17 protein-coding genes are annotated in these 19,664 nt (G+C 66.0%); 13 read left to right on the forward strand and 4 right to left on the reverse strand.

All coding sequences use genetic code 11. The features are described from left to right. Positions 1-516: 516 nt before the first annotated feature. A complete protein-coding gene (locus tag DIE15_RS24635; RefSeq protein WP_124834580.1) occupies positions 517-1,794 on the reverse strand; it encodes an SGNH/GDSL hydrolase family protein in 1,278 nt (425 codons plus the stop codon). 201 nt (positions 1,795-1,995) lie between these two features. Between DIE15_RS24635 and paaA the strand changes: the two genes are divergently transcribed. From paaA to DIE15_RS24675, 8 genes are all read left to right on the forward strand, one after another. Next, entirely contained in the window at positions 1,996-2,994 is a 999-nt protein-coding gene (gene paaA, locus DIE15_RS24640) for a 1,2-phenylacetyl-CoA epoxidase subunit PaaA (protein ID WP_057929978.1), read from the forward strand. 36 nt (positions 2,995-3,030) lie between these two features. Continuing rightward, the gene (gene paaB, locus DIE15_RS24645) at positions 3,031-3,315 is read left to right on the forward strand and encodes a 1,2-phenylacetyl-CoA epoxidase subunit PaaB (RefSeq protein WP_057929979.1); all 285 of its coding nucleotides are present in this window, start codon (positions 3,031-3,033) and stop codon (positions 3,313-3,315) included. Between the two features lie 9 nt (positions 3,316-3,324). Continuing rightward, positions 3,325-4,128: a 1,2-phenylacetyl-CoA epoxidase subunit PaaC gene (gene paaC, locus DIE15_RS24650; RefSeq protein ID WP_057929980.1), complete on the forward strand. Its 804-nt coding sequence runs from the start codon at positions 3,325-3,327 to the stop codon at positions 4,126-4,128. 25 nt (positions 4,129-4,153) lie between these two features. Beyond that, positions 4,154-4,717, forward strand: a complete 564-nt coding sequence (paaD, locus tag DIE15_RS24655; RefSeq protein WP_124834581.1) for a 1,2-phenylacetyl-CoA epoxidase subunit PaaD — start codon at positions 4,154-4,156, stop codon at positions 4,715-4,717. A gap of 2 nt (positions 4,718-4,719) precedes the next feature. Further along, positions 4,720-5,808, forward strand: coding sequence for a 1,2-phenylacetyl-CoA epoxidase subunit PaaE (gene paaE / locus DIE15_RS24660; protein WP_124834582.1), 1,089 nt, complete (start codon positions 4,720-4,722; stop codon positions 5,806-5,808). A gap of 128 nt (positions 5,809-5,936) precedes the next feature. Then, entirely contained in the window at positions 5,937-6,752 is an 816-nt protein-coding gene (locus tag DIE15_RS24665; RefSeq protein WP_057929983.1) for a DUF1835 domain-containing protein, read from the forward strand. Between the two features lie 23 nt (positions 6,753-6,775). After that, on the forward strand, positions 6,776-7,381 hold the full coding sequence (locus DIE15_RS24670) for a TetR/AcrR family transcriptional regulator (RefSeq protein WP_124834583.1): 606 nt from the start codon (positions 6,776-6,778) through the stop codon (positions 7,379-7,381). A gap of 234 nt (positions 7,382-7,615) precedes the next feature. Then, positions 7,616-8,263: a GNAT family N-acetyltransferase gene (locus tag DIE15_RS24675; RefSeq protein WP_057929985.1), complete on the forward strand. Its 648-nt coding sequence runs from the start codon at positions 7,616-7,618 to the stop codon at positions 8,261-8,263. Positions 8,264-8,325: 62 nt separating this feature from the next. On the opposite strand, the gene DIE15_RS24680 is transcribed toward DIE15_RS24675, so the two are convergent. Next, positions 8,326-8,850 carry an Lrp/AsnC family transcriptional regulator gene (locus DIE15_RS24680; protein WP_089424280.1) on the reverse strand — a complete coding sequence of 175 codons (525 nt, stop codon included), beginning with the start codon at positions 8,848-8,850 and terminating at the stop codon, positions 8,326-8,328. 211 nt (positions 8,851-9,061) lie between these two features. On the opposite strand from DIE15_RS24680, the gene hppD reads away from it, so the two are divergent. After that, complete coding sequence (gene hppD / locus DIE15_RS24685) at positions 9,062-10,159, forward strand: 4-hydroxyphenylpyruvate dioxygenase (RefSeq protein ID WP_057929987.1); 1,098 nt, start codon at positions 9,062-9,064, stop codon at positions 10,157-10,159. 139 nt (positions 10,160-10,298) lie between these two features. Here hppD and DIE15_RS24690 read toward each other — a convergent pair whose 3' ends face one another. Beyond that, on the reverse strand, positions 10,299-10,493 hold the full coding sequence (locus tag DIE15_RS24690; protein ID WP_057929988.1) for a hypothetical protein: 195 nt from the start codon (positions 10,491-10,493) through the stop codon (positions 10,299-10,301). A 320-nt stretch (positions 10,494-10,813) separates the two neighbouring features. On the opposite strand from DIE15_RS24690, the gene DIE15_RS24695 reads away from it, so the two are divergent. Continuing rightward, positions 10,814-14,404 (forward strand): indolepyruvate ferredoxin oxidoreductase family protein, encoded by a 3,591-nt coding sequence (locus DIE15_RS24695; RefSeq protein WP_057929989.1) that lies wholly within the window; start codon positions 10,814-10,816, stop codon positions 14,402-14,404. A gap of 136 nt (positions 14,405-14,540) precedes the next feature. Here DIE15_RS24695 and DIE15_RS24700 read toward each other — a convergent pair whose 3' ends face one another. Further along, on the reverse strand, positions 14,541-16,811 hold the full coding sequence (locus DIE15_RS24700; protein ID WP_057929990.1) for an NADP-dependent malic enzyme: 2,271 nt from the start codon (positions 16,809-16,811) through the stop codon (positions 14,541-14,543). 463 nt (positions 16,812-17,274) lie between these two features. Between DIE15_RS24700 and DIE15_RS24705 the strand changes: the two genes are divergently transcribed. The 3 genes from DIE15_RS24705 (at position 17,275) to DIE15_RS24715 (ending at position 19,594) form a co-directional block, all read left to right on the forward strand. Next, positions 17,275-17,961, forward strand: coding sequence for an orotate phosphoribosyltransferase (locus DIE15_RS24705; protein WP_006752465.1), 687 nt, complete (start codon positions 17,275-17,277; stop codon positions 17,959-17,961). Positions 17,962-18,201: 240 nt separating this feature from the next. Further along, a complete protein-coding gene (locus tag DIE15_RS24710; protein WP_057929991.1) occupies positions 18,202-18,804 on the forward strand; it encodes a YbhB/YbcL family Raf kinase inhibitor-like protein in 603 nt (200 codons plus the stop codon). Between the two features lie 217 nt (positions 18,805-19,021). Next, on the forward strand, positions 19,022-19,594 hold the full coding sequence (locus DIE15_RS24715) for a flavodoxin family protein (RefSeq protein ID WP_021158582.1): 573 nt from the start codon (positions 19,022-19,024) through the stop codon (positions 19,592-19,594). Positions 19,595-19,664: the final 70 nt, after the last annotated feature.

Consider the following 19,664-nt stretch of genomic DNA (forward strand, 5'->3'; position numbering starts at 1 on the left):
TGACAGGTATATGAATCACTTCATAAACCTGACTTACTTTAGTGTGAGACTCTTGATACTTTCGCTATCTGATCCGAGGATCAGCTCGCGGCCATCAAGCGCCCACACTTATCGGCTGTTAATTTTTAAAGAGCATTTCTGCGAGAAACTTCGTGTTTCTCAGCAGCGCCGCGTTTTCAGCAGCAGAGAAGCGAGATTATGAACCGTGTTTCTCAGTTCGTCAACAACTTTTTTAACTGCTTCGTTGCGACGGCTGGGTTCAACTCCGTGTGCGCCGGGGCTCTACAACCCGCCCTCAACCGCACCGCTTCCCTTCTTCTCCCGCGCTGCGTTTCCGTTAGCGCGAAAGAGGCGTGATTCTAAGCACCCCACCCCGTCTCCGCAACCCCCTTTGTGAAAATATTTTGAAAAAGCCCCCGTGCGCTGCCGCGCACGGGGGCTTGGAGCTCGATGGACTACGCGCCGCCGGCGATCCTGAAGCAGCCGGCGGGCCGTCGCGCTATATATATGGCGATGTCACTTGCTACCGACCATGGCCTGCAGCCGCTCCACCGGCACCGCCTCGGCCATCGCCGTGTAGCCGGCGTCGCTCGGGTGAATGCCGTCGCCGCTGTCGTACCGGCGCTGCAGCACACTCGGGCGCGCGGGATCGCGCAGCACCGCGTCGAAGTCGACCACGCCGTCGAACCCGCCGCCGCTCCGGATCCACCGGTTCACCTCGAGCCGGATCGACTCGCGCCCGGCCGGCAACGCCGCCGGCGTGAGCGTCGCACCGAAGACCTTCACCCCTTGGCGGTGCGCCGCCTCGATCAATCGCCGATAGCCGTCGATCAACGATGCGGCCGTGACCTGCGTATGCGGGCTGTCGCAGTCGAGCCCCGCACGCGGCGGCATCGCGGCAAAGTTGATGTCGTTGATGCCGATCAGCACGATCGCCGCCTTCACCCCCGAGCGCGACAGCGCATCGCGCTCGAACCGCGACGCCAGCGACGTGCCGTAGCACGCCGAATCGCTGAGCAGCCGGTTGCCGCTGATCCCGAGATTCACCACGCCGACCGAATCCGAACCTGTCGCGCTCAGCCGGCGCGCGAGCGCATCCGGCCAGCGATGGTTGCGATTCAGGCTGGAGCGCAGCCCGTCGGTGATCGAATCGCCGATCGCCGCGACACTCGCCCGCGCGACACCGGTCTCGATGGCCAATTCGGTCACCCACGCATACTGGGTAAAGCGCGTGCGGAACGCATCTGCGCCCGGGTCGTTCACGTGATCACCCGGCGCCGACACGTAATTGAGCTGGTTCGACACACGGTGCCACACCGTCATTCGCTGGTTCGCGCCCATCCTCAGGCTGACCGCATACGGCCGCCCGGCCGTCACGTCGATCGCCACCGGGTCGCTTTCGAGCTCCTGACCCGGCGCGAGCGTCACCGACGCCTTGCCGCCGAAACGCACGGCAGCGCTCGTCCCGCCGGCAAGCGCCGCGCCGTCGCCCGCGCGCGCCAAGCCGGCCGCCTCGATCACCAGCGGCGCGCGACCGTATGCATTGCTGACACGAATCCGCGCGGCATGTCCCGATACTGTCGGGTAGACGATCTGCCGGACGGTCCGTCCGGCCACGTCGGGCGCGCGATAGAGCGGCGGCGGCGCAGCCAGATCGGGAATCGGCTGCAACGCCGTCGCCCATGCGGCGACCCACCCGGCCGGCGAGGCCGAGGCCGCGACCGCGACCGCGACCGGCGACAGGAACACGGACGCGCCCAGCACGGTCGCGACGAAACTGCTTCGAAATGACATCGGCGAAATCCTCATCGGAAAGCGGGCATTGTGCCGTAGAAGGCGCTCCTCTCACGCGCCGGACCGCATTCCGCCCCGGGCGATCGCACCCCGACGCCCCTCGTTTACCCGAGTCTCGCTGCAAATCCGCAAGAAATTTATTAACCGACCGGTCGGTTGGTTTATACTTCGCACACATTCAACCGGACGAGAACCTCCGCCATGTACACGCAATCCCTCGACATCCCCGGCAACGTCGCGCCGCTCGACGCCGCAGCCGAGTCGCCCGAGCAAGCGCGGTTCGACGCGGTCATGGCCGCGGACGGCAAGATCGAACCGCAGGACTGGATGCCCGACGCCTATCGCAAGACGCTGGTCCGCCAGATCTCGCAGCACGCGCACTCGGAAGTCGTCGGCATGCTGCCGGAAGGCAACTGGATCTCGCGCGCGCCGAGCCTGAAGCGCAAGGCGATCCTGCTCGCGAAGGTCCAGGACGAAGCCGGCCACGGCCTCTATCTATATAGCGCAGCCGAAACGCTCGGCGTCTCGCGCGATTCGCTGATCGACGCCCTGCACGCCGGCAAGGCGAAATACTCGAGCATCTTCAATTACCCGACGCCGACCTGGGCCGACGTCGGTGTGATCGGCTGGCTCGTCGACGGCGCCGCGATCATGAACCAGATCCCGCTGTGCCGCTGCACGTACGGGCCGTATGCGCGCGCGATGATCCGCGTGTGCAAGGAAGAGTCGTTCCACCAGCGCCAGGGTTTCGACGCGCTGCTGTCGATGATGAAGGGCACCGACGCGCAACGCGCGATGGTCCAGCAGGCGGTGAACCGCTGGTGGTGGCCGGTGCTGATGATGTTCGGCCCGAGCGACGCCGATTCGGTCCACAGCAGCCAGTCCGCGAAATGGGGCATCAAGCGGATCTCGAACGACGACCTGCGGCAGAAATTCGTCGATGCGACGGTCGACCAGGCGAAGGTGCTCGGCGTGACGCTGCCCGACCCGGACCTGAAATGGAACGAAGCACGCGGCCACCACGACTACGGCACGATCGACTGGGATGAATTCTGGCGCGTTGTCAACGGCGACGGCCCGTGCAACAAGGAACGCCTCGCGACCCGCGTGAAGGCCCACGACGACGGCGCATGGGTACGCGAGGCTGCACTCGCACACGAAGCGAAGCGCCGCGCCCGTGCCGAACAGCACGCCGCCTGAGCGGCAACCATCGAATACAGGATTCAGGAGAGAGTGATGAACAAGGAATGGCCGATCTGGGAAGTGTTCGTGCGCAGCAAGCAGGGCCTCGACCACAAGCATTGCGGCAGCCTGCACGCGGCCGACTCGTCGATGGCGCTGCGCATGGCGCGCGACGTCTATACGCGCCGCCAGGAAGGCGTGAGCATCTGGGTGGTGCCGTCGTCGGCGATCACCGCGTCGGATCCGGCCGAAAAGGCCGAGCTGTTCGAACCGGCGGGCGACAAGATCTACCGTCACCCGACGTTCTATACGCTGCCCGACGAAGTCAACCACATGTAACGCCGCGCCATGACGATCACGCCCGAACACCTCTCCTACGTGCTGCGCCTTGCGGACAACGCGCTGATCCTCGGTCAGCGCAACGCCGAATGGTGCGGCCACGGCCCCGTCCTCGAGGAAGACATCGCGCTCACCAACATGAGCCTCGACCTCATCGGCCAGGCACGCATGCTGTACACGCACGCAGCCGAACTCGAGCGCCAGCTCAACGGCGCGACGAAGACGGAAGACGATTACGCCTACTTCCGCACCGAGCGCGAGTTCGCGAACTTCACGCTCGCCGAGCTGCCGCACTACGGCCCGATCGCCGGCACCGCACACGCCGACAAGGACTACGCGGTGACGATCGTGCGCAACTTCCTCTACGCGACGCTGATGCTGCACGTGTGGACCGCGCTCGAAACGTCGACGGACGCACAACTCGCAGCGATCGCCGCGAAATCGGTGAAGGAAACCCGCTATCACGTGCAACATGCGCGCGAATGGCTGGTGCGCCTCGGCGACGGCACCGACGAATCGCACCGCCGCGCGCAGGCCGCGCTCGACTACCTGATTCCGTACACGCGCGAATTCTTCGCGGCCGACACGATCGACGACGCGGTCGCCGCACCGGGCATCGGCCCGGCACCGGCCGCGCTCGAAGCCGCATGGCGCGCGGACGTGGACGATGCGCTCGCGGAGGCGACGCTCACCCTGCCGGCACCCGTTCAGCACATAACGACCGGCAAGCAGGGCGAGCACTCGGAGCACATGGGCTACCTGCTCGCGGAAATGCAGAGCCTCGCGCGCCAGCATCCCGGCGCAACCTGGTAACCGGCCGACCCAACGGAGCCCGACGATGTCCGTCCCGACCGCCGCCCCCGCCGATGCCGCGCCCGCCGCGCACCGCAACGATCCGTTGCTTGCGCGCGCGTGGGACGTTCTCGAAGCGGTACCCGATCCAGAAATCCCGGTCGTGTCGATCCGCGAGCTCGGCATCCTGCGCGACGTGCGTCGCGCGGACGACGGCCTGCTCGAAGTCGTGATCACGCCGACCTACTCCGGCTGCCCGGCCATGTCGCAGATCGCCGAGGACATCGCCGCAGCGATGCAGGCCGCCGACCTGCCGCCGCACCGGATCGAGACGGTGCTCGCCCCCGCGTGGACGACCGACTGGATCACACAGGAAGCGCGCGACAAGCTGCGTGCGTACGGCATCGCGCCGCCCGTCGGCCAGTGCGGCAGCGCCGCGCCACGGGAAAACGTCGTGCGCTTCGTGCCGCGGCCCGTCGCGGCGCCCGTTTGCCCGCGCTGCGGCTCGGCCCGCACCGAGCGTCTCGCGCAATTCGCATCCACGGCCTGCAAGGCGCTGTATCGCTGCGTCGACTGCCGCGAACCCTTCGACTACTTCAAACCCTACTGAATATGGCGACCCCGCAATTTCATCCGCTGCGTATCCGCGACGTGCGGCCCGAGACCGTCGACGCCGTTACCGTCTCCTTCGACGTGCCACCCGAGCTGCGCGACGCGTACCGCTTCACGCAGGGCCAGTTCGTCACGCTGAAGACCCATATCGACGGCGAGGAAACGCGCCGGTCGTACTCGATCTGCGTCGGCACGACCGACTACGACCGCGACGGCGAGCTGCGCATCGGCATCAAGCGCGTGCGCGGCGGCCGCTTCTCGAATTTCGCGTTCGACACGCTGAAGCCCGGCCACACGATCGACGTGATGACGCCGGACGGTCGTTTCTTCACACACCTGAACGCCGATCACGGCAAGCAGTACGTCGCGTTTTCCGGCGGGTCGGGCATCACGCCGGTGCTCGCGATCGTGAAGACGACCCTCGAACTCGAACCGCGCAGCACGTTCACGCTGATCTACGGCAACCGCAGCGTCGACGCGATCATGTTCGCCGAAGAACTCGAGGACCTGAAGAACCGCTACATGAACCGCTTCGTCCTGTATCACGTGCTGTCGGACGACCAGCAGGACGTCGAGCTGTTCAACGGGGTGCTCGACCAGGCGAAATGCGCGGAATTCCTCGCCACGCTGACGCCGGCCGACGCAATCGACGAAGCGTTCATCTGCGGCCCGGCGCCGATGATGGATGCGGCCGAAGCCGCGCTGAAGGCCGCCGGCGTGCCGCCGGCGAAGGTGCACGTCGAGCGCTTCGGCACGCCGCTGCCGCAGGCCGGCGCACCGGTCGTCGAGATTACCGAGCAGACGCCGGCCGCCGACCTCGAAATCGTGCTGGACGGCAAGAAGCGCAAGCTGCGCCTGCCGTACGAAGGCGTGAGCCTGCTCGACGTCGGCCTGCGCGCGGGCCTCGCGCTGCCGTACGCGTGCAAGGGCGGCGTGTGCTGCACGTGTCGCGCAAAGGTGATCGAGGGCGAAGTCCGGATGGAGAAGAACTACACACTCGAGGAACAGGAAGTAAAGGACGGCTTCGTGCTCACGTGCCAGTGCCACCCGATCAGCGACAAGGTCGTCGTGAGCTTCGACGAGCGTTGAGCGGCGTCGGATCGGCACGCCGGTCCGGTTTCTCGTCGTCACACATCTCGCTTACACTAGGGGCCGCCGGCCGGCTGGACGTCGCAACGTCCGCCCGTCGGCGGTTTTCTTTTGTTGATGACAGGCCGATGAGTACCATTCACGTGATTCAGGGCGGCACCGCCGCCGCGTCGCTGCGCGAGGCGCTCGCGCAAGCCGGACGCGACGAACGCGTCGTCGGATTGCTCGACGATCTCGCAGTCGGGCCGCTGAAAGACGCCGACGAGACGCCCGACACGCGCGCCGCCTTCTGGCAGCGCGTGCTCGGCGATCAGATTCCCGACTGGAACGCGGAAATCGAGGGCGAGTTCGCACGGCTCGACCAGCTCGCGATGGACACCGGCCAGGTGGTCGTCTGGCATGCGCCGAGCGTCGGCGACAAGCTGCTGCTGCGTCGCGTCGCCTATCATCTGCGCAACGTGCCGCAGCGCCTGAACGAGGTGCGGCTGTCGGCCGCCGACCTCGACGCGCCGCAGCGCGCGGCGCTGACCCGCACCGACCAGGCATGTTCGACCGGGATGTTCTCGCCGGCGGCGCTCGCCCGCAAACGGCCGGTGGCCGCGCCGATCTCGGTGCTGCGCATCGGCCGCCTCGCACTCGAATGGCAGGAAGCGAAACACCTGAATGCCGAGTTGCGCTACTGGGTCAGCAATACGATCAAGAGCGGCCAGTACGCGGACCTCGACGCGCTGATCGTCGCGCGCGCCGAAACCAGCTGGCTGCCCGCGCGACGCGTCGTCGGCGGCATCATGGCCGGCGCCGACCGCGGCGGGCTGTTCGTCAGCGACTCGATCGCCTGGTGGCGCTGCCGCGAACTCGCGGCATCCGGCCGGCTCGAGCTGCAGGACGACACGCCGGCCGCCCTCTCTTCCACGCAGATGCGCGCAGCTGCCGCGCCTCACTAACGCCACCTCTTTCGCATTCGACCATGGCCCGTACCCGAGCGCCCGACCACGAATCCCAGCGCGAGCAGATCCTCGATCTCGCCGCCGAAAAGTTCGCGCAGACGAGCTACCCGAGCACGTCGATGTCCGATCTCGCGACCGCGAGCGGCACGTCGAAGGCACGTCTCTATCACTATTACGAAAGCAAGGAAGCGATCCTGTTCGACCTGCTCGACCGCTACACGAAGCGGTTGATGCTGATCATCGCCGAGGTCGAAGGCGCGAGCCAGCGGCGCGGTCTCGGCGAGCGCGACGCGTTCGCCGAACTGGTGCGTGCGTTCCTCGCCGAGTACGAGACGTCGCACAGCCGCCACGTCGCGCTGCTCAACGACGTGAAGTATCTCGAGGATGCGCAGCGCGAAATCGTGCTCGACCGCCAGCGCGACATCGTCGCGGCATTCGCGCGCCAGCTCGCACGCGCGTATCCCGACCAGATCTCGAAGGAAAACCAGACATCGGTCACGATGATGGTGTTCGGGATGATCAACTGGACGTTCACGTGGCTCAAGCCGGGCGGCCGCCTCGGCTACCGCGACTTCGCCGAACAGGTGATCGACCTGATGGAGCACGGGCTGTCGCCCCGCGCGTGATTGCCGCGAAGCAGCATGCGTTGCGCGGCGGGCACACTGCGACAGGCCGTCGCGCATTTCATGTGATGAATTTTAAATCAGTTATAAATCAAATAGATAGAGAATTAACTAAGCGGATTTAGAATTCATCCTCGGCACAAAGAACGTCAAATACGGGTTTTCCCCAATCCTCTCAGGTAAAATGCTGCTGCATCGCACAAGTCGCTTGTGCAGCTACACACTGAGGAACCCACGATGACCACGCAATTCAACCGCCGTGCCGAGGCTGTCGGCGACGCCGGTACTGCGCCGGTTCTCGTCAGGGAACTGGCTTCCAAAGACCGTGAGCGAATGCTCACTCACTTTCTCTCGCTCGACGAAGAGGACCGCCTGCTGCGCTTCGGCCAGATGGTGCCCGACCACGTGATCGAGAACTATGTCCGTACGATCGACTTCGGCCGCGACACCGTGTTCGGCGTGTTCGACCATACGCTCGAACTGATTGGCGTTGGCCACCTGGCGTACCTGCCCGCCGACGGCGACAAGCGTACGGCCGAGTTTGGCGTATCGGTGCTCGAAAGCGCCCGCGGCCGCGGTGTCGGCTCGAAGCTGTTCGAGCGCGCGGCGATCCGCAGCCGCAACACCCGCGTGACGATGCTGTACATGCATTGCCTGTCGCGCAACGCGACGATGATGCATATCGCGAAGAAGTCCGGGATGCGGATCGAGTACGCATACGGCGAAGCCGATGCGTACCTGTCGCTGCCGCCGGCCGACCACTCGACGATCCTCGCCGAGATGCTGCAGGAACAGGCCGCGGTGTTCGACTATGCGTTGAAGCGCCAGGCGCACCGCACGTCGAAGTTCATCGAATCGCTGATGCCCGCCGCGCTGACAGCGTAACGTCGGCCGACCGGGCCGCCCCGCGGGCGTCCGGCCCTCCTTCTCCTTTCCGGCGCAGCGCGCTAGCGCACCGATCTGATCGGCAACGCCGTCGTCTCCTTGAAGCATTCGAGCGAGAAGCTCGTCTTCACGTCGATCACCGACGGATGGTGCAGCAAGTGCTCCTGCACGAAGCGGGAGAAATGTGCCATGTCCTCGACCTGCACGCGCAGCAGATAATCCATGTCGCCCGTCATCGCATGGCATGCGACCACTTCCGGCCAAGCCTGCACGGCCGCGCGGAACAATTCCGCATGGGTCGCGCCCGCGCGCGCGGACGTCTCGTCGGCACGGACCGGCGCGAGGCCGCCGCGCTTCTCGAGCCGCACGCTCACATAGGCGAGCAGATCGAGCCCGAGCTTCTGCGGATCGAGCAGCGCGACGTAGCCGGTGATCACGCCAATCTCCTCGAGCCGCCGGATCCGCCGCAGGCACGGGCTCGGCGACAGGTTCACGCGCTCGGCGATCTCCTGGTTCGACAGGCGGCCGTTCTCCTGAAGAATCGCGAGAATTCGCCGGTCGATGGCATCCAATTCGGCTTGCGCCATTTTCTGCCCTCCAATGATTACTTTGAGACTGGAAATTGCGTCATCGTAGGCACGGACAATCAAGTTCGCAAGTTTACGCTCCCCCCTGCCCGCTACACTCTGTCGCATGGACCGATGCGTTGCACGCACCGCGGCACGCGTCACCTTCGACTTGAAACCGGCCGGCCCCCACCTCGTTTCGGCCGATCGCACAGCACACAGGAGACATGGCATGCAGATCCCCAACTGGGACAATCCCGTCGGCACCGACGGTTTCGAATTCATCGAATACACGGCCCCGGATCCGAAAGCGCTCGGACAACTGTTCGAACGGATGGGTTTCACCGCGATCGCACGCCATCGCCACAAGGACGTGACGGTCTACCGTCAGGGCGATATCAACTTCATCATCAACGCCGAACCCGATTCGTTCGCACAACGCTTCGCGCGCCTGCACGGCCCGTCGATCTGCGCGATCGCGTTCCGCGTGCAGGATGCGGCGAAGGCCTACAAGCACGCGCTCGAACTCGGCGCGTGGGGCTTCGACAACAAGACGGGGCCGATGGAGCTGAACATCCCGGCGATCAAGGGCATCGGCGATTCGCTGATCTATTTCGTCGACCGCTGGCGCGGCAAGAATGGCGCGCAGCCGGGTGCGATCGGCGACATCAGCATTTATGACGTGGACTTCGAGCCGATTCCCGGCGCGAACCCGAACCCGGTGGGCCACGGCCTCACCTACATCGACCACCTGACGCACAACGTGCATCGTGGCCGCATGCAGGAATGGGCCGAGTTCTACGAACGCCTGTTCAACTTCCGCGAAGTGCGCTACTTCGACATCGAAGGCAAGGTGACGGGCGTGAAGTCGAAGGCGATGACGTCGCCGTGCGGCAAGATCCGAATCCCGATCAACGAGGAAGGCTCGGACACGGCCGGCCAGATCCAGGAATACCTCGACGCGTATCACGGCGAAGGCATCCAGCACATCGCGCTCGGCACGAACGACATCTACGGTGCGGTCGACGGGCTGCGCGGCAAGGAAGTGAAGCTGCTCGACACGATCGACACGTATTACGAGCTGGTCGACCGCCGCGTGCCGAACCACGGCGAATCGCTCGACGAACTGAAGAAGCGCAAGATCCTGATCGACGGCGCCCGCGACGACCTGCTGCTGCAGATCTTCACCGAGAACCAGATCGGCCCGATCTTCTTCGAGATCATCCAGCGCAAGGGCAACCAGGGCTTCGGCGAAGGCAACTTCAAGGCGCTGTTCGAATCGATCGAGCTCGACCAGATCCGCCGCGGCGTGGTCCAGGACAAGGCCTGACGCAGACGGCCGCGTGGCGCCCAGCAGCCCGGGCGACCGCGAACATCGGCGGCACAACGAAAAAGGGCGGGAATCTTGCGATTCCCGCCCTTTTGTCGTTTCGCTCGTTCCGGCGCGGCCCGGCGGCCGCGCGAGCGGATCAACGCACGTTCGCCTTCAGCGCGACGGCACGCTCGGCCGCCGGCTGTGCATCGGCGTCCTGCGCCGGCGCGATCTGACGCATCTGCGCGCCGGCTGCCGCCAGTGCGCTCGCGCCTCGCGCGTGCACCGGGCCGGTCATCGCGAAAAACGCCGCGGACACGATCAGGAAACTCTGGATATGACGTGTGTTCATTGCACCTCCTTTAAGACTGCCGGCGCCTCCCCGGTTGCGTCGAAACGGGCCGACGCGGCCGGGCACCTCCGGCAGGCCGACAAGATTAACGGCATTTGTACGAAGATGGGACCGGCTTTACAGGCTTTTACATGATGTAACTCAGCGTCCAGCGCGATTTCAGTGATGCGCCGCGGCGCGCCGGCCGGTGAGCGACGGGTTTATCCCAGTGCTACCATCGCTTAAAACCGGCCAATATGCCGGCCACTGCCGACACGTCCACAAGACGTCGAAGCAACTGAAGCTTTGGTGATCCCAAACTGGGTGGAGGAGACAGTTCAATGAATGCCCCGCTAGACGCAGGCCAACGCGCGTCGCTTGAAGCCGCGCTGAAGTCCGTCACGCTTGACGACAAATACACGCTCGAACGCGGCCGCGCGTACATGAGCGGCATCCAGGCGCTCGTCCGCCTGCCGATGCTCCAGCAGGAACGCGACCGCGCCGCCGGCCTCAACACGGCCGGCTTCATCTCCGGTTATCGCGGCTCGCCGCTCGGCGGCCTCGACCTCTCGCTGTGGAAAGCCAAGCAGCACCTCGCGGCCCACCAGATCGTCTTCCAGCCCGGTCTCAACGAAGATCTCGCCGCCACCGCCGTGTGGGGCTCGCAGCAGGTGAACCTGTACCCCGGCGCGAAGCACGACGGCGTGTTCGGCATGTGGTACGGCAAGGGCCCGGGCGTCGACCGTACCGGCGACGTCTTCAAGCACGCGAACTCGGCCGGCTCGTCGCCGCACGGCGGCGTGCTCGTGCTCGCCGGCGACGACCACGCGGCGAAATCGTCGACGCTCGCGCACCAGTCCGAACACATCTTCAAGGCGTGCGGGCTGCCGGTGCTGTTCCCGTCCAACGTGCAGGAATATCTCGACTTCGGCCTGCACGGCTGGGCGATGAGCCGCTATTCGGGCCTGTGGGTCGCGCTCAAGTGCGTGACGGACGTGGTCGAATCGTCTGCGTCGGTCGACATCGACCCGCATCGCACCGAGATCGTGCTGCCGACGGACTTCATTCTGCCGGAAGGCGGCCTGAACATCCGCTGGCCCGACCCGCCGCTCGTGCAGGAAGCACGGCTGCTCGACTACAAGTGGTACGCGGCGCTCGCCTACGTGCGCGCGAACAAGCTCGACCGGATCGAGATCGACTCGCCGAATGCGCGCTTCGGGATCATGACGGGAGGCAAGGCGTACCTCGACGTGCGCCAGGCGCTGACCGACCTCGGCCTCGACGACGAAACCTGCGCGCGGATCGGCATCCGCCTGTACAAGGTCGGCTGCGTGTGGCCGCTCGAAGCGCAGGGCGCGCAGGCGTTCGCGCGCGGCCTCGACGAAATCCTCGTCGTCGAGGAAAAGCGCCAGATCCTCGAATACGCGATCAAGGAAGAGCTGTACAACTGGCCCGATGCGCAGCGCCCGCGCGTATTCGGCAAGTTCGACGAGAAGGACGGTGCAGGCGGCGAATGGTCGGTGCCGATGGGCAACTGGCTGCTGCCCGCGCACTATGAACTGTCGCCCGCGATCATCGCGAAGGCGATCGCGACGCGCCTCGAAAAGTTCGAGCTGCCGTCGGACGTGCGCGCGCGCATCGCCGCGCGACTCGCGGTGATCAACGCGAAGGAAATGGCGCTCGCGAAGCCGCATGTGCAGACCGAGCGCAAGCCGTGGTTCTGCTCGGGCTGCCCGCACAACACGTCGACCACCGTGCCGGAAGGCTCGCGCGCGATCGCCGGGATCGGCTGCCACTACATGACGGTATGGATGGACCGCAGCACGAGCACCTTCAGCCAGATGGGCGGCGAAGGCGTGCCGTGGATCGGCCAGGCGCCGTTCACGGACGAGAAGCACGTGTTCGCGAACCTCGGCGACGGCACCTATTTCCACTCGGGCCTGCTGGCGGTGCGCGCGGCGATTTCGTCGAAGGCGAACATCACCTACAAGATCCTCTACAACGACGCCGTCGCGATGACGGGCGGCCAGCCGGTCGACGGCGTGCTGACGGTGCCGCAGATCACACACCAGCTCGCGTCCGAAGGTGCGAAGAAGATCGTGATCGTCACCGACGAGCCCGAAAAGTACGACAGCCAGAAGGCACTGCTTGCGCCGGGCGTGACGATCCATCACCGCGACCAGCTCGACGACGTGCAGCGCGAGCTGCGCGAGATCGCCGGCACGACGATTCTGATCTACGACCAGACCTGCGCGACCGAGAAGCGTCGTCGCCGCAAACGCGGCACGTATCCGGATCCGGCCAAACGCGTCGTGATCAACGACGCGGTGTGCGAGGGTTGCGGCGACTGCTCGGTGAAATCGAACTGCCTGTCGGTCGAGCCGCTCGAAACCGAATTCGGCACGAAGCGCCAGATCAACCAGTCGAGCTGCAACAAGGACTTCTCGTGCGTGAAGGGCTTCTGCCCGAGCTTCGTGACGGTCGAAGGCGGCCAGTTGAAGAAGCCGAAGGCCGTGTCGGTCGACGGCGGTGCGCTGCCGCCGATTCCCGAGCCGACGCTGCCGGAAATCGACCGCGCATACGGCGTGCTCGTCACGGGCGTCGGCGGCACGGGCGTCGTCACGATCGGCGCGCTGCTCGGCATGGCCGCGCACCTGGAGAACAAGGGCGTGACCGTGCTCGACGTCACGGGCCTCGCGCAGAAGGGCGGCGCCGTGATGAGCCACGTGCAGATCTCGCACACGCCGACCGACATCCATGCGACGCGGATCGCGATGGGCGAAGCCGACCTCGTGATCGGCTGCGACGCGATCGTCACGGCCGGCGACGAATGCACGTCGCGGATGCGGCACGACACGACGCGCGTGGTCGTCAACAGCGCGCAGACGCCCACGGCCGAGTTCATCAAGAACCCGAACTGGGCGTTCCCGGGCCTGTCCGCCGAGAATGACATCCGCGCGGCGGCAGGCGTTGCCGTCGACTTCATCGATGCAAACCGCTTCGCGGTCGCACTGCTCGGCGATGCGATCTACACGAATCCGTTCGTGCTCGGCTACGCGTGGCAGAAGGGCTGGCTGCCGCTTACGCTCGCGTCGCTCGAACGCGCGATCGAGCTGAACGCGGTGTCGGTCGAGAAGAACCGCGCGGCGTTCGACTGGGGCCGGCGCGCCGCACACGACCTCGCCAGCGTGCAGCAGGCAGCGGCGGGCGACGCACGCCCCGCGCAGGGTGCGACGGTAATCGCGCTGCACACGAAGAAGGCGGTGGATGCCCTGATCGCGAAGCGTGTGGATTTCCTCACCGCGTATCAGAACGCCGCGTACGCAGCGCGCTATGCGGCCTTCGTCGACAAGGTGCGAGCGGCCGAACGCGCAATGGCGGACGGCGACGCCGTGCAGGAACCGCTGACCGAAGCGGTCGCGCGCAACCTGTTCAAGCTGATGGCGTACAAGGACGAATACGAGGTCGCGCGGCTGCAGTCCGATCCCGCATTCCTCGCGCGTCTGTCGTCGCAATTCGAAGGCGACTGGAAGCTGAAATTCCACCTCGCGCCGCCGCTGTTCGCAAAGAAGGACGCACACGGCCATCTCGTGAAGAAGGCGTACGGCCCGTGGATGCTATCGGCGTTCCGGTTGCTCGCGAAGGCGAAGTTCCTGCGCGGCACGGGGCTCGATCCGTTCGGCCGCACCGAGGAGCGCCGCACCGAGCGCGCGCTGATCGACGAGTACGAAGCGCTGATCGGCGAAGTGTCGGCCAAGCTGAACGCGGCCAACCGCCCGCTCGCGCTCGAGCTCGCGGCGCTGCCGGACGGCATTCGCGGCTACGGCCATGTGAAGGAGAACAACCTGCGCGCGGTGCGCCAGAAGTGGAGCACGCTGCTCGCGCAGTGGCGTTCGCCGACGGGCGGCCAGTCGCACCAGCAGGTCGCGTAACGGCGCGCGGCGGGCGTTCGCGGTCCGGACGCCCGCCCCCGCTCTGCCGGCGGTTCAAAAAAAACGCCACGGAACGCAGGTTCCGTGGCGTTTTTCATTGCGCCGCGCATGAAGCGCGGCACACGCGGGCGCGAACTTACTTCGTGTTCGCGTTCGCGGCGGCGACTGCCGTCATGTTGATGATCCGGCGCACGGTCGCGGCGGGCGTCAGGATGTGGACCGGCTTCGCCGCGCCGAGCAGGAACGGGCCGACCGTCACGCCTTCGCCGCCGACCATCTTCAGCAGGTTGTACGCGATGTTCGCCGCTTCGACGTTCGGCATGATCAGCAGGTTCGCTTCGCCCGACAGCGTCGTGCCCGGGAACGCGGCCTTGCGGACCGCTTCCGACAGCGCTGCGTCGCCGTGCATTTCGCCATCGACCTCGAGGTTCGGCGCACGCTCGCTGATCAGCTTGCGGGCTTCGGCCATGCGGCGCGACGACGCCGACGGCGCGCTGCCGAAGTTCGAGTTCGACAGCAGCGCGGCCTTCGGCGCGATGCCGAAGCGCTCGATCTCGGCGGCCGCCTGGATCGTCATGTCGGCGAGCTGTTCCGCGCTCGGCAGTTCGTTCACGTACGTGTCGCACAGGAACAGGTTGCGGCCCGGCAGCATCAGCAGGTTCATCGCCGCGTAGTGCTCGGCGCCCTTCGCACGGCCCAGCACCTGCTCGATGAACTTCAGGTGCGTGTGGTACGTGTCGATCATCCCGCAGATCATGCCGTCGGCATCGCCCAGGTGCACGAGCATCGCGCCGATCAGCGTGTTGAACTTGCGCAGCGCGGCCTTCGCGACTTCCGGCGTGACGCCGTCACGCGCGCCGATCTCGTGGTACGCCTGCCAGTAGCGGTGGTAGCGCGTGTCGTCTTCCGGATTCACGATCTCGAAATCGACGCCGGCCTTCAGCTTCGAGCCGATTTTCACGAGGCGCATCTCGACGACCGACGGGCGGCCGACGATGATCGGCTTCGCGATCTTTTCCTGCAGCACGAACTGCGCGGCGCGCAGCACGCGCTCGTCCTCGCCCTCGGCGAACACGATGCGCGCCTGCTTCTTCTTCGCGGTCGCGAACACCGGACGCATCACCATGCCGGTGCGGTAGACGGTCGCGCCGAGCTGCTCGCGGTAGGCGTCCATGTCCTGGATCGGACGCGTGGCGACGCCCGAATCCATCGCGGCTTGCGCGACGGCCGGTGCGATCTTGATGATCAGGCGCGGGTCGAATGGCTTCGGGATCAGGTATTCCGGCCCGAACTCGAGCGAATGGCCTTCATACGCCTTCGCGACTTCCTCGCTCTGGTCGGTTTCCTCGGCCAGCTCGGCGATCGCGCGCACGCACGCGAGCTTCATTTCTTCCGTGATCGTCGTCGCGCCGACGTCGAGCGCGCCGCGGAAGATGAACGGGAAGCACAGCACGTTGTTGACCTGGTTCGGGTAGTCCGAACGGCCGGTCGCGACGATCGCGTCCGGCCGCACGGCCTTCGCGTCTTCCGGGCGGATTTCCGGTTCCGGGTTCGCGAGCGCCAGGATCAGCGGGCGCTCGCCCATCGTCTTGACCATGTCCTGCTTCAGCACGCCCGCGCTCGAGCAGCCGAGGAACACGTCCGCGCCGACGATCGCGTCGGCGAGCGTGCGCGCGTCGGTGGTCGCCGCATAGCGCTGCTTCGACGGATCGAGGTTGCCGCGCCCTTCGTAGATCACGCCCTTCGAATCGGCGACGAGGATGTTCGACTTCGTCAGGCCGAGGTTCACCAGCAGGTCCAGGCACGCGATCGCTGCCGCGCCGGCGCCCGAGCACACGAGCTTCACTTCCGACAGCTTCTTGCCGACGACCTTCAGGCCGTTCAGGATCGCGGCCGACGCGATGATCGCGGTGCCGTGCTGGTCATCGTGGAAAACGGGGATCTTCATGCGCTCGCGCAGCTTCTGCTCGATGTAGAAGCATTCCGGCGCCTTGATGTCCTCGAGGTTGATGCCGCCGAGCGTCGGCTCGAGCATCGCGATCGCCTCGACGAGCTTGTCGGGGTCGGACTCCGACAGTTCGATGTCGAACACGTCGATGCCCGCGAATTTCTTGAACAGGCAGCCCTTGCCTTCCATCACCGGCTTCGCGGCGAGCGGGCCGATGTTGCCGAGGCCGAGCACAGCCGTGCCGTTCGTGATCACGCCGACGAGGTTGCCGCGCGACGTGTACTTCTGTGCGTCGAGCGGATCGGCGTGGATCGCCTCGCACGCAGCCGCGACGCCCGGCGAATACGCGAGCGACAGATCGAGCTGGTTCGACAGCGGCTTGGTCGGGGTGACCGAAATCTTGCCGGGTTTCGGGTTCAGGTGATAAGCGAGAGCGGCCTGCTTCAGTTGTTCGTCCATGATTGACCTGCGAGAGACATGCGAAATTTTGACGGTTCAGTACACAGCACCTTCAGCCGTGTCTGCTTGAATCGAGGGGATGGTCGACTGCGAGACGGCACGCGACGCGCCGGGTCGGCACGCCATCGAACCTTGGCGGGTAGTGGCAAGAAGAAAGTACAAAGTCCTGAACGATTTCTAAGGGTCGCCTAGTGTACACCCCCTAAATGACGTCCGTTGGTGCGGCGCCGCATCCTCGGTATCAACATCGAGCCGTTCGCGCCCCGTTTGTTTCGCCGGTGGCGAGCCGCGCGCCGAACCTGCGCGAATTCCGCCGAAAACCGGCCTGAATCGGGTAAAATAGCCGGCTACGCGCGCAGCGATGCGATTGGCCCGCCGATCGCACCCCGGCCCCTCGGGCAGGTTCCCCTTGCTGCGCCACCGGGCCCGCGCCCGCTCTTCGCTCATCACCCAAGGAATGCCCATGACAGGCTACGATCGTCAGTCGATCTCGGATACGACCGCCAAAATCCTGCTCGAAGTGCAGGCGGTGCACTTCAACGCCGAAAAACCGTTCATCTTCACGTCCGGCTGGGCAAGCCCCGTCTACATCGACTGCCGCAAGCTGATCTCGTATCCGCGCGTGCGCCGTGCGCTGATGGAAATGGCGGAAACGACGATCATGCGCGACGTCGGCTTCGAGCAGATCGACTCGGTGGCGGGCGGCGAGACGGCCGGCATCCCGTTCGCGGCATGGCTCGCGGACCGCATGATGGTGCCGATGCAGTACGTGCGCAAAAAGCCGAAGGGTTTCGGCCGCAACGCGCAGATCGAGGGTCATCTGGAAGAAGGCTCGCGCGTGCTGCTGGTGGAAGACCTGACGACCGACAGCCGCAGCAAGATCAACTTCGTCAACGCGCTGCGCACCGCGGGCGCGACGGTGAACCACTGCTTCGTGCTGTTCCACTACAACATCTTCAAGGAAAGCGTGTCGGTCCTGAAGGACATCGACGTCGACCTGCACGCGCTGGCGACGTGGTGGGACGTGCTGCGCGTCGCGAAGGCGTCGGGCTACTTCGAGACCAAGACGCTCGACGAAGTCGAGAAGTTCCTGCACGCGCCGGCCGAGTGGTCGGCCGCGCACGGCGGTGCAACGGCCCCGAAGGAATGACGCCGCGCCGGCACGCAGGCCGGCACCCTGGCTGAAAGAGCCGCTCGCCCGATCGCGAGCGGCTTTTTTTCGTCGGTCGATCCGCATCAGGGTCGGTCCGAATCGCGGGCCACGGCATGCATCGCTCATCGAACCCTAATGCTAGACTTGATCCATCGCCGCCATCAGCTGCACGGCCAACGCACAACGCCAACAACGCCGGGAGCATCGGCCCGGCCCACGTGACGGGAGAAGCGCCATATGCGTGTGGATCGCCGGATCACTTCGCCTGCGTCCCCGGGTCGTCCGTCTCCGTTCATCGCCGCCCTTCTCGGCGCCGCCGCTTGCGCGGCGTTCGCCGCCCTGCCCGCGCGGGCTGAAGGCCCGTTCACCGTGTCGAGCAACGAGCTGACGCCCGGCGGGCGCGTCGGCGCCGCGAACGTGTTCGACCGCGGCGACTGCAAGGGCGAAAACCGGTCGCCGCAGCTGAGCTGGCGCAATCCACCGCCCGGCACGCGCAGCTACGCGATCACGATCTTCGATCCCGATGCACCGGGGCACGGCTGGTGGCACTGGGCCGTCGCCGGCATCCCGGCGAGCGTCACGAGCCTGCCGGCCGATGCGAGCGCGTCGGGCTTCCTGCGGCGCATCGGCGCGAGCGAGGCACGCAACGACTTCGGGATCGACGGCTACGGCGGACCCTGCCCGCCGCCCGGCAAGCCGCACCGCTACGTGATCACCGTCTATGCGCTGAAAGGTACGGACCTGCGCGTCGCGCAAGGGCGCCCCGCCCCGATGTTCGAGCACGAGATCGGCACGCTGACGATCGGCACCGCGCAACTCACGGTCAACTACGGGCAGTAACGAGCGTCGGGCGCCGGGCATCGCGCGCCGCCGCACGGCGGTTGCCTGCCGCGAAATGACGTACTCCGCGCCCGCGCGCTTTCCCGTCATTTCGGCTTGCTAGACTCGTCGTCACCGGTCGCGGCGCCACGCCGCATCCGTCGCGTCGCCCGCCGGCGACGCGTGACGCGGCGCGCCGCTGCGGCCGCCGTTTCCGTTCCTTTCCGGAGAACGCTTCATGTCGAACATCGTCATCGTCTATCACAGCGGCTATGGTCACACGCAGAAACTGGCCGAGGCCGTGCACGCGGGCGCGCAGGACGCCGGCGCGACCGTACGCCTGCTCGCCGTCGGCGACGTCGACGACGCGGGCTGGGCCGCGCTCGACGCCGCGGACGCGATCGTCTTCGGCGCGCCGACCTACATGGGCGGACCATCGGCGCAGTTCAAGCAATTCGCCGATGCAACGTCGAAAGCGTGGTTCACGCAGAAATGGAAGGACAAGATCGCCGCAGGCTTCACGAACTCCGCGACGATGAACGGCGACAAGTTCTCGACAATTCAATATTTCGTCACGCTGTCGATGCAGCATGGGATGGTGTGGGTCGGCACGAGCCTGATGCCGGCCAACTCGAAGGCGGCCACGCGCAACGACATCAACTACCTGGGTGGCTCGACGGGCCTGCTCGCGCAGTCGCCGGCGGATGCGACGCCCGACGAAGGCCCGCTGCCGGGCGACCTCGAGACCGGAAAGGCATTCGGCCGGCGCGTTGCCGAAGCGACCGCCCGTTGGGTCGCCGGCCGCGGCTGAACACGCCCGAACGCCCGCGCCAGCGAGCGCCAAAGGGACATAAGACGGCCCGCGGGCCGTTTTTTTCGCC

The organism is Burkholderia sp. Bp9031 (assembly GCF_003857965.1).
GTDB lineage: Bacteria > Pseudomonadota > Gammaproteobacteria > Burkholderiales > Burkholderiaceae > Burkholderia > Burkholderia ambifaria_A.

Excerpts from the sequence above, each read along its gene's own strand:
- DIE15_RS24675 (WP_057929985.1), top strand. The coding sequence starts at position 7,616 with ATGACCACGCAATTCAACCGCCGTGCCGAGGCTGTCGGCGACGCCGGT.
- DIE15_RS24680 (WP_089424280.1), bottom strand. The coding sequence starts at position 8,850 with ATGGCGCAAGCCGAATTGGATGCCATCGACCGGCGAATTCTCGCGATT.
- DIE15_RS24705 (WP_006752465.1), top strand. The coding sequence starts at position 17,275 with ATGACAGGCTACGATCGTCAGTCGATCTCGGATACGACCGCCAAAATC.
- DIE15_RS24715 (WP_021158582.1), top strand. The coding sequence starts at position 19,022 with ATGTCGAACATCGTCATCGTCTATCACAGCGGCTATGGTCACACGCAG.
- paaD (WP_124834581.1), top strand. The coding sequence starts at position 4,154 with ATGTCCGTCCCGACCGCCGCCCCCGCCGATGCCGCGCCCGCCGCGCAC.
- paaC (WP_057929980.1), top strand. The coding sequence starts at position 3,325 with ATGACGATCACGCCCGAACACCTCTCCTACGTGCTGCGCCTTGCGGAC.
- DIE15_RS24670 (WP_124834583.1), top strand. The coding sequence starts at position 6,776 with ATGGCCCGTACCCGAGCGCCCGACCACGAATCCCAGCGCGAGCAGATC.
- DIE15_RS24710 (WP_057929991.1), top strand. The coding sequence starts at position 18,202 with ATGCGTGTGGATCGCCGGATCACTTCGCCTGCGTCCCCGGGTCGTCCG.
- DIE15_RS24695 (WP_057929989.1), top strand. The coding sequence starts at position 10,814 with ATGAATGCCCCGCTAGACGCAGGCCAACGCGCGTCGCTTGAAGCCGCG.
- DIE15_RS24635 (WP_124834580.1), bottom strand. The coding sequence starts at position 1,794 with ATGTCATTTCGAAGCAGTTTCGTCGCGACCGTGCTGGGCGCGTCCGTG.
- DIE15_RS24700 (WP_057929990.1), bottom strand. The coding sequence starts at position 16,811 with ATGGACGAACAACTGAAGCAGGCCGCTCTCGCTTATCACCTGAACCCG.
- DIE15_RS24690 (WP_057929988.1), bottom strand. The coding sequence starts at position 10,493 with ATGAACACACGTCATATCCAGAGTTTCCTGATCGTGTCCGCGGCGTTT.
- paaE (WP_124834582.1), top strand. The coding sequence starts at position 4,720 with ATGGCGACCCCGCAATTTCATCCGCTGCGTATCCGCGACGTGCGGCCC.
- DIE15_RS24665 (WP_057929983.1), top strand. The coding sequence starts at position 5,937 with ATGAGTACCATTCACGTGATTCAGGGCGGCACCGCCGCCGCGTCGCTG.
- paaA (WP_057929978.1), top strand. The coding sequence starts at position 1,996 with ATGTACACGCAATCCCTCGACATCCCCGGCAACGTCGCGCCGCTCGAC.
- hppD (WP_057929987.1), top strand. The coding sequence starts at position 9,062 with ATGCAGATCCCCAACTGGGACAATCCCGTCGGCACCGACGGTTTCGAA.
- paaB (WP_057929979.1), top strand. The coding sequence starts at position 3,031 with ATGAACAAGGAATGGCCGATCTGGGAAGTGTTCGTGCGCAGCAAGCAG.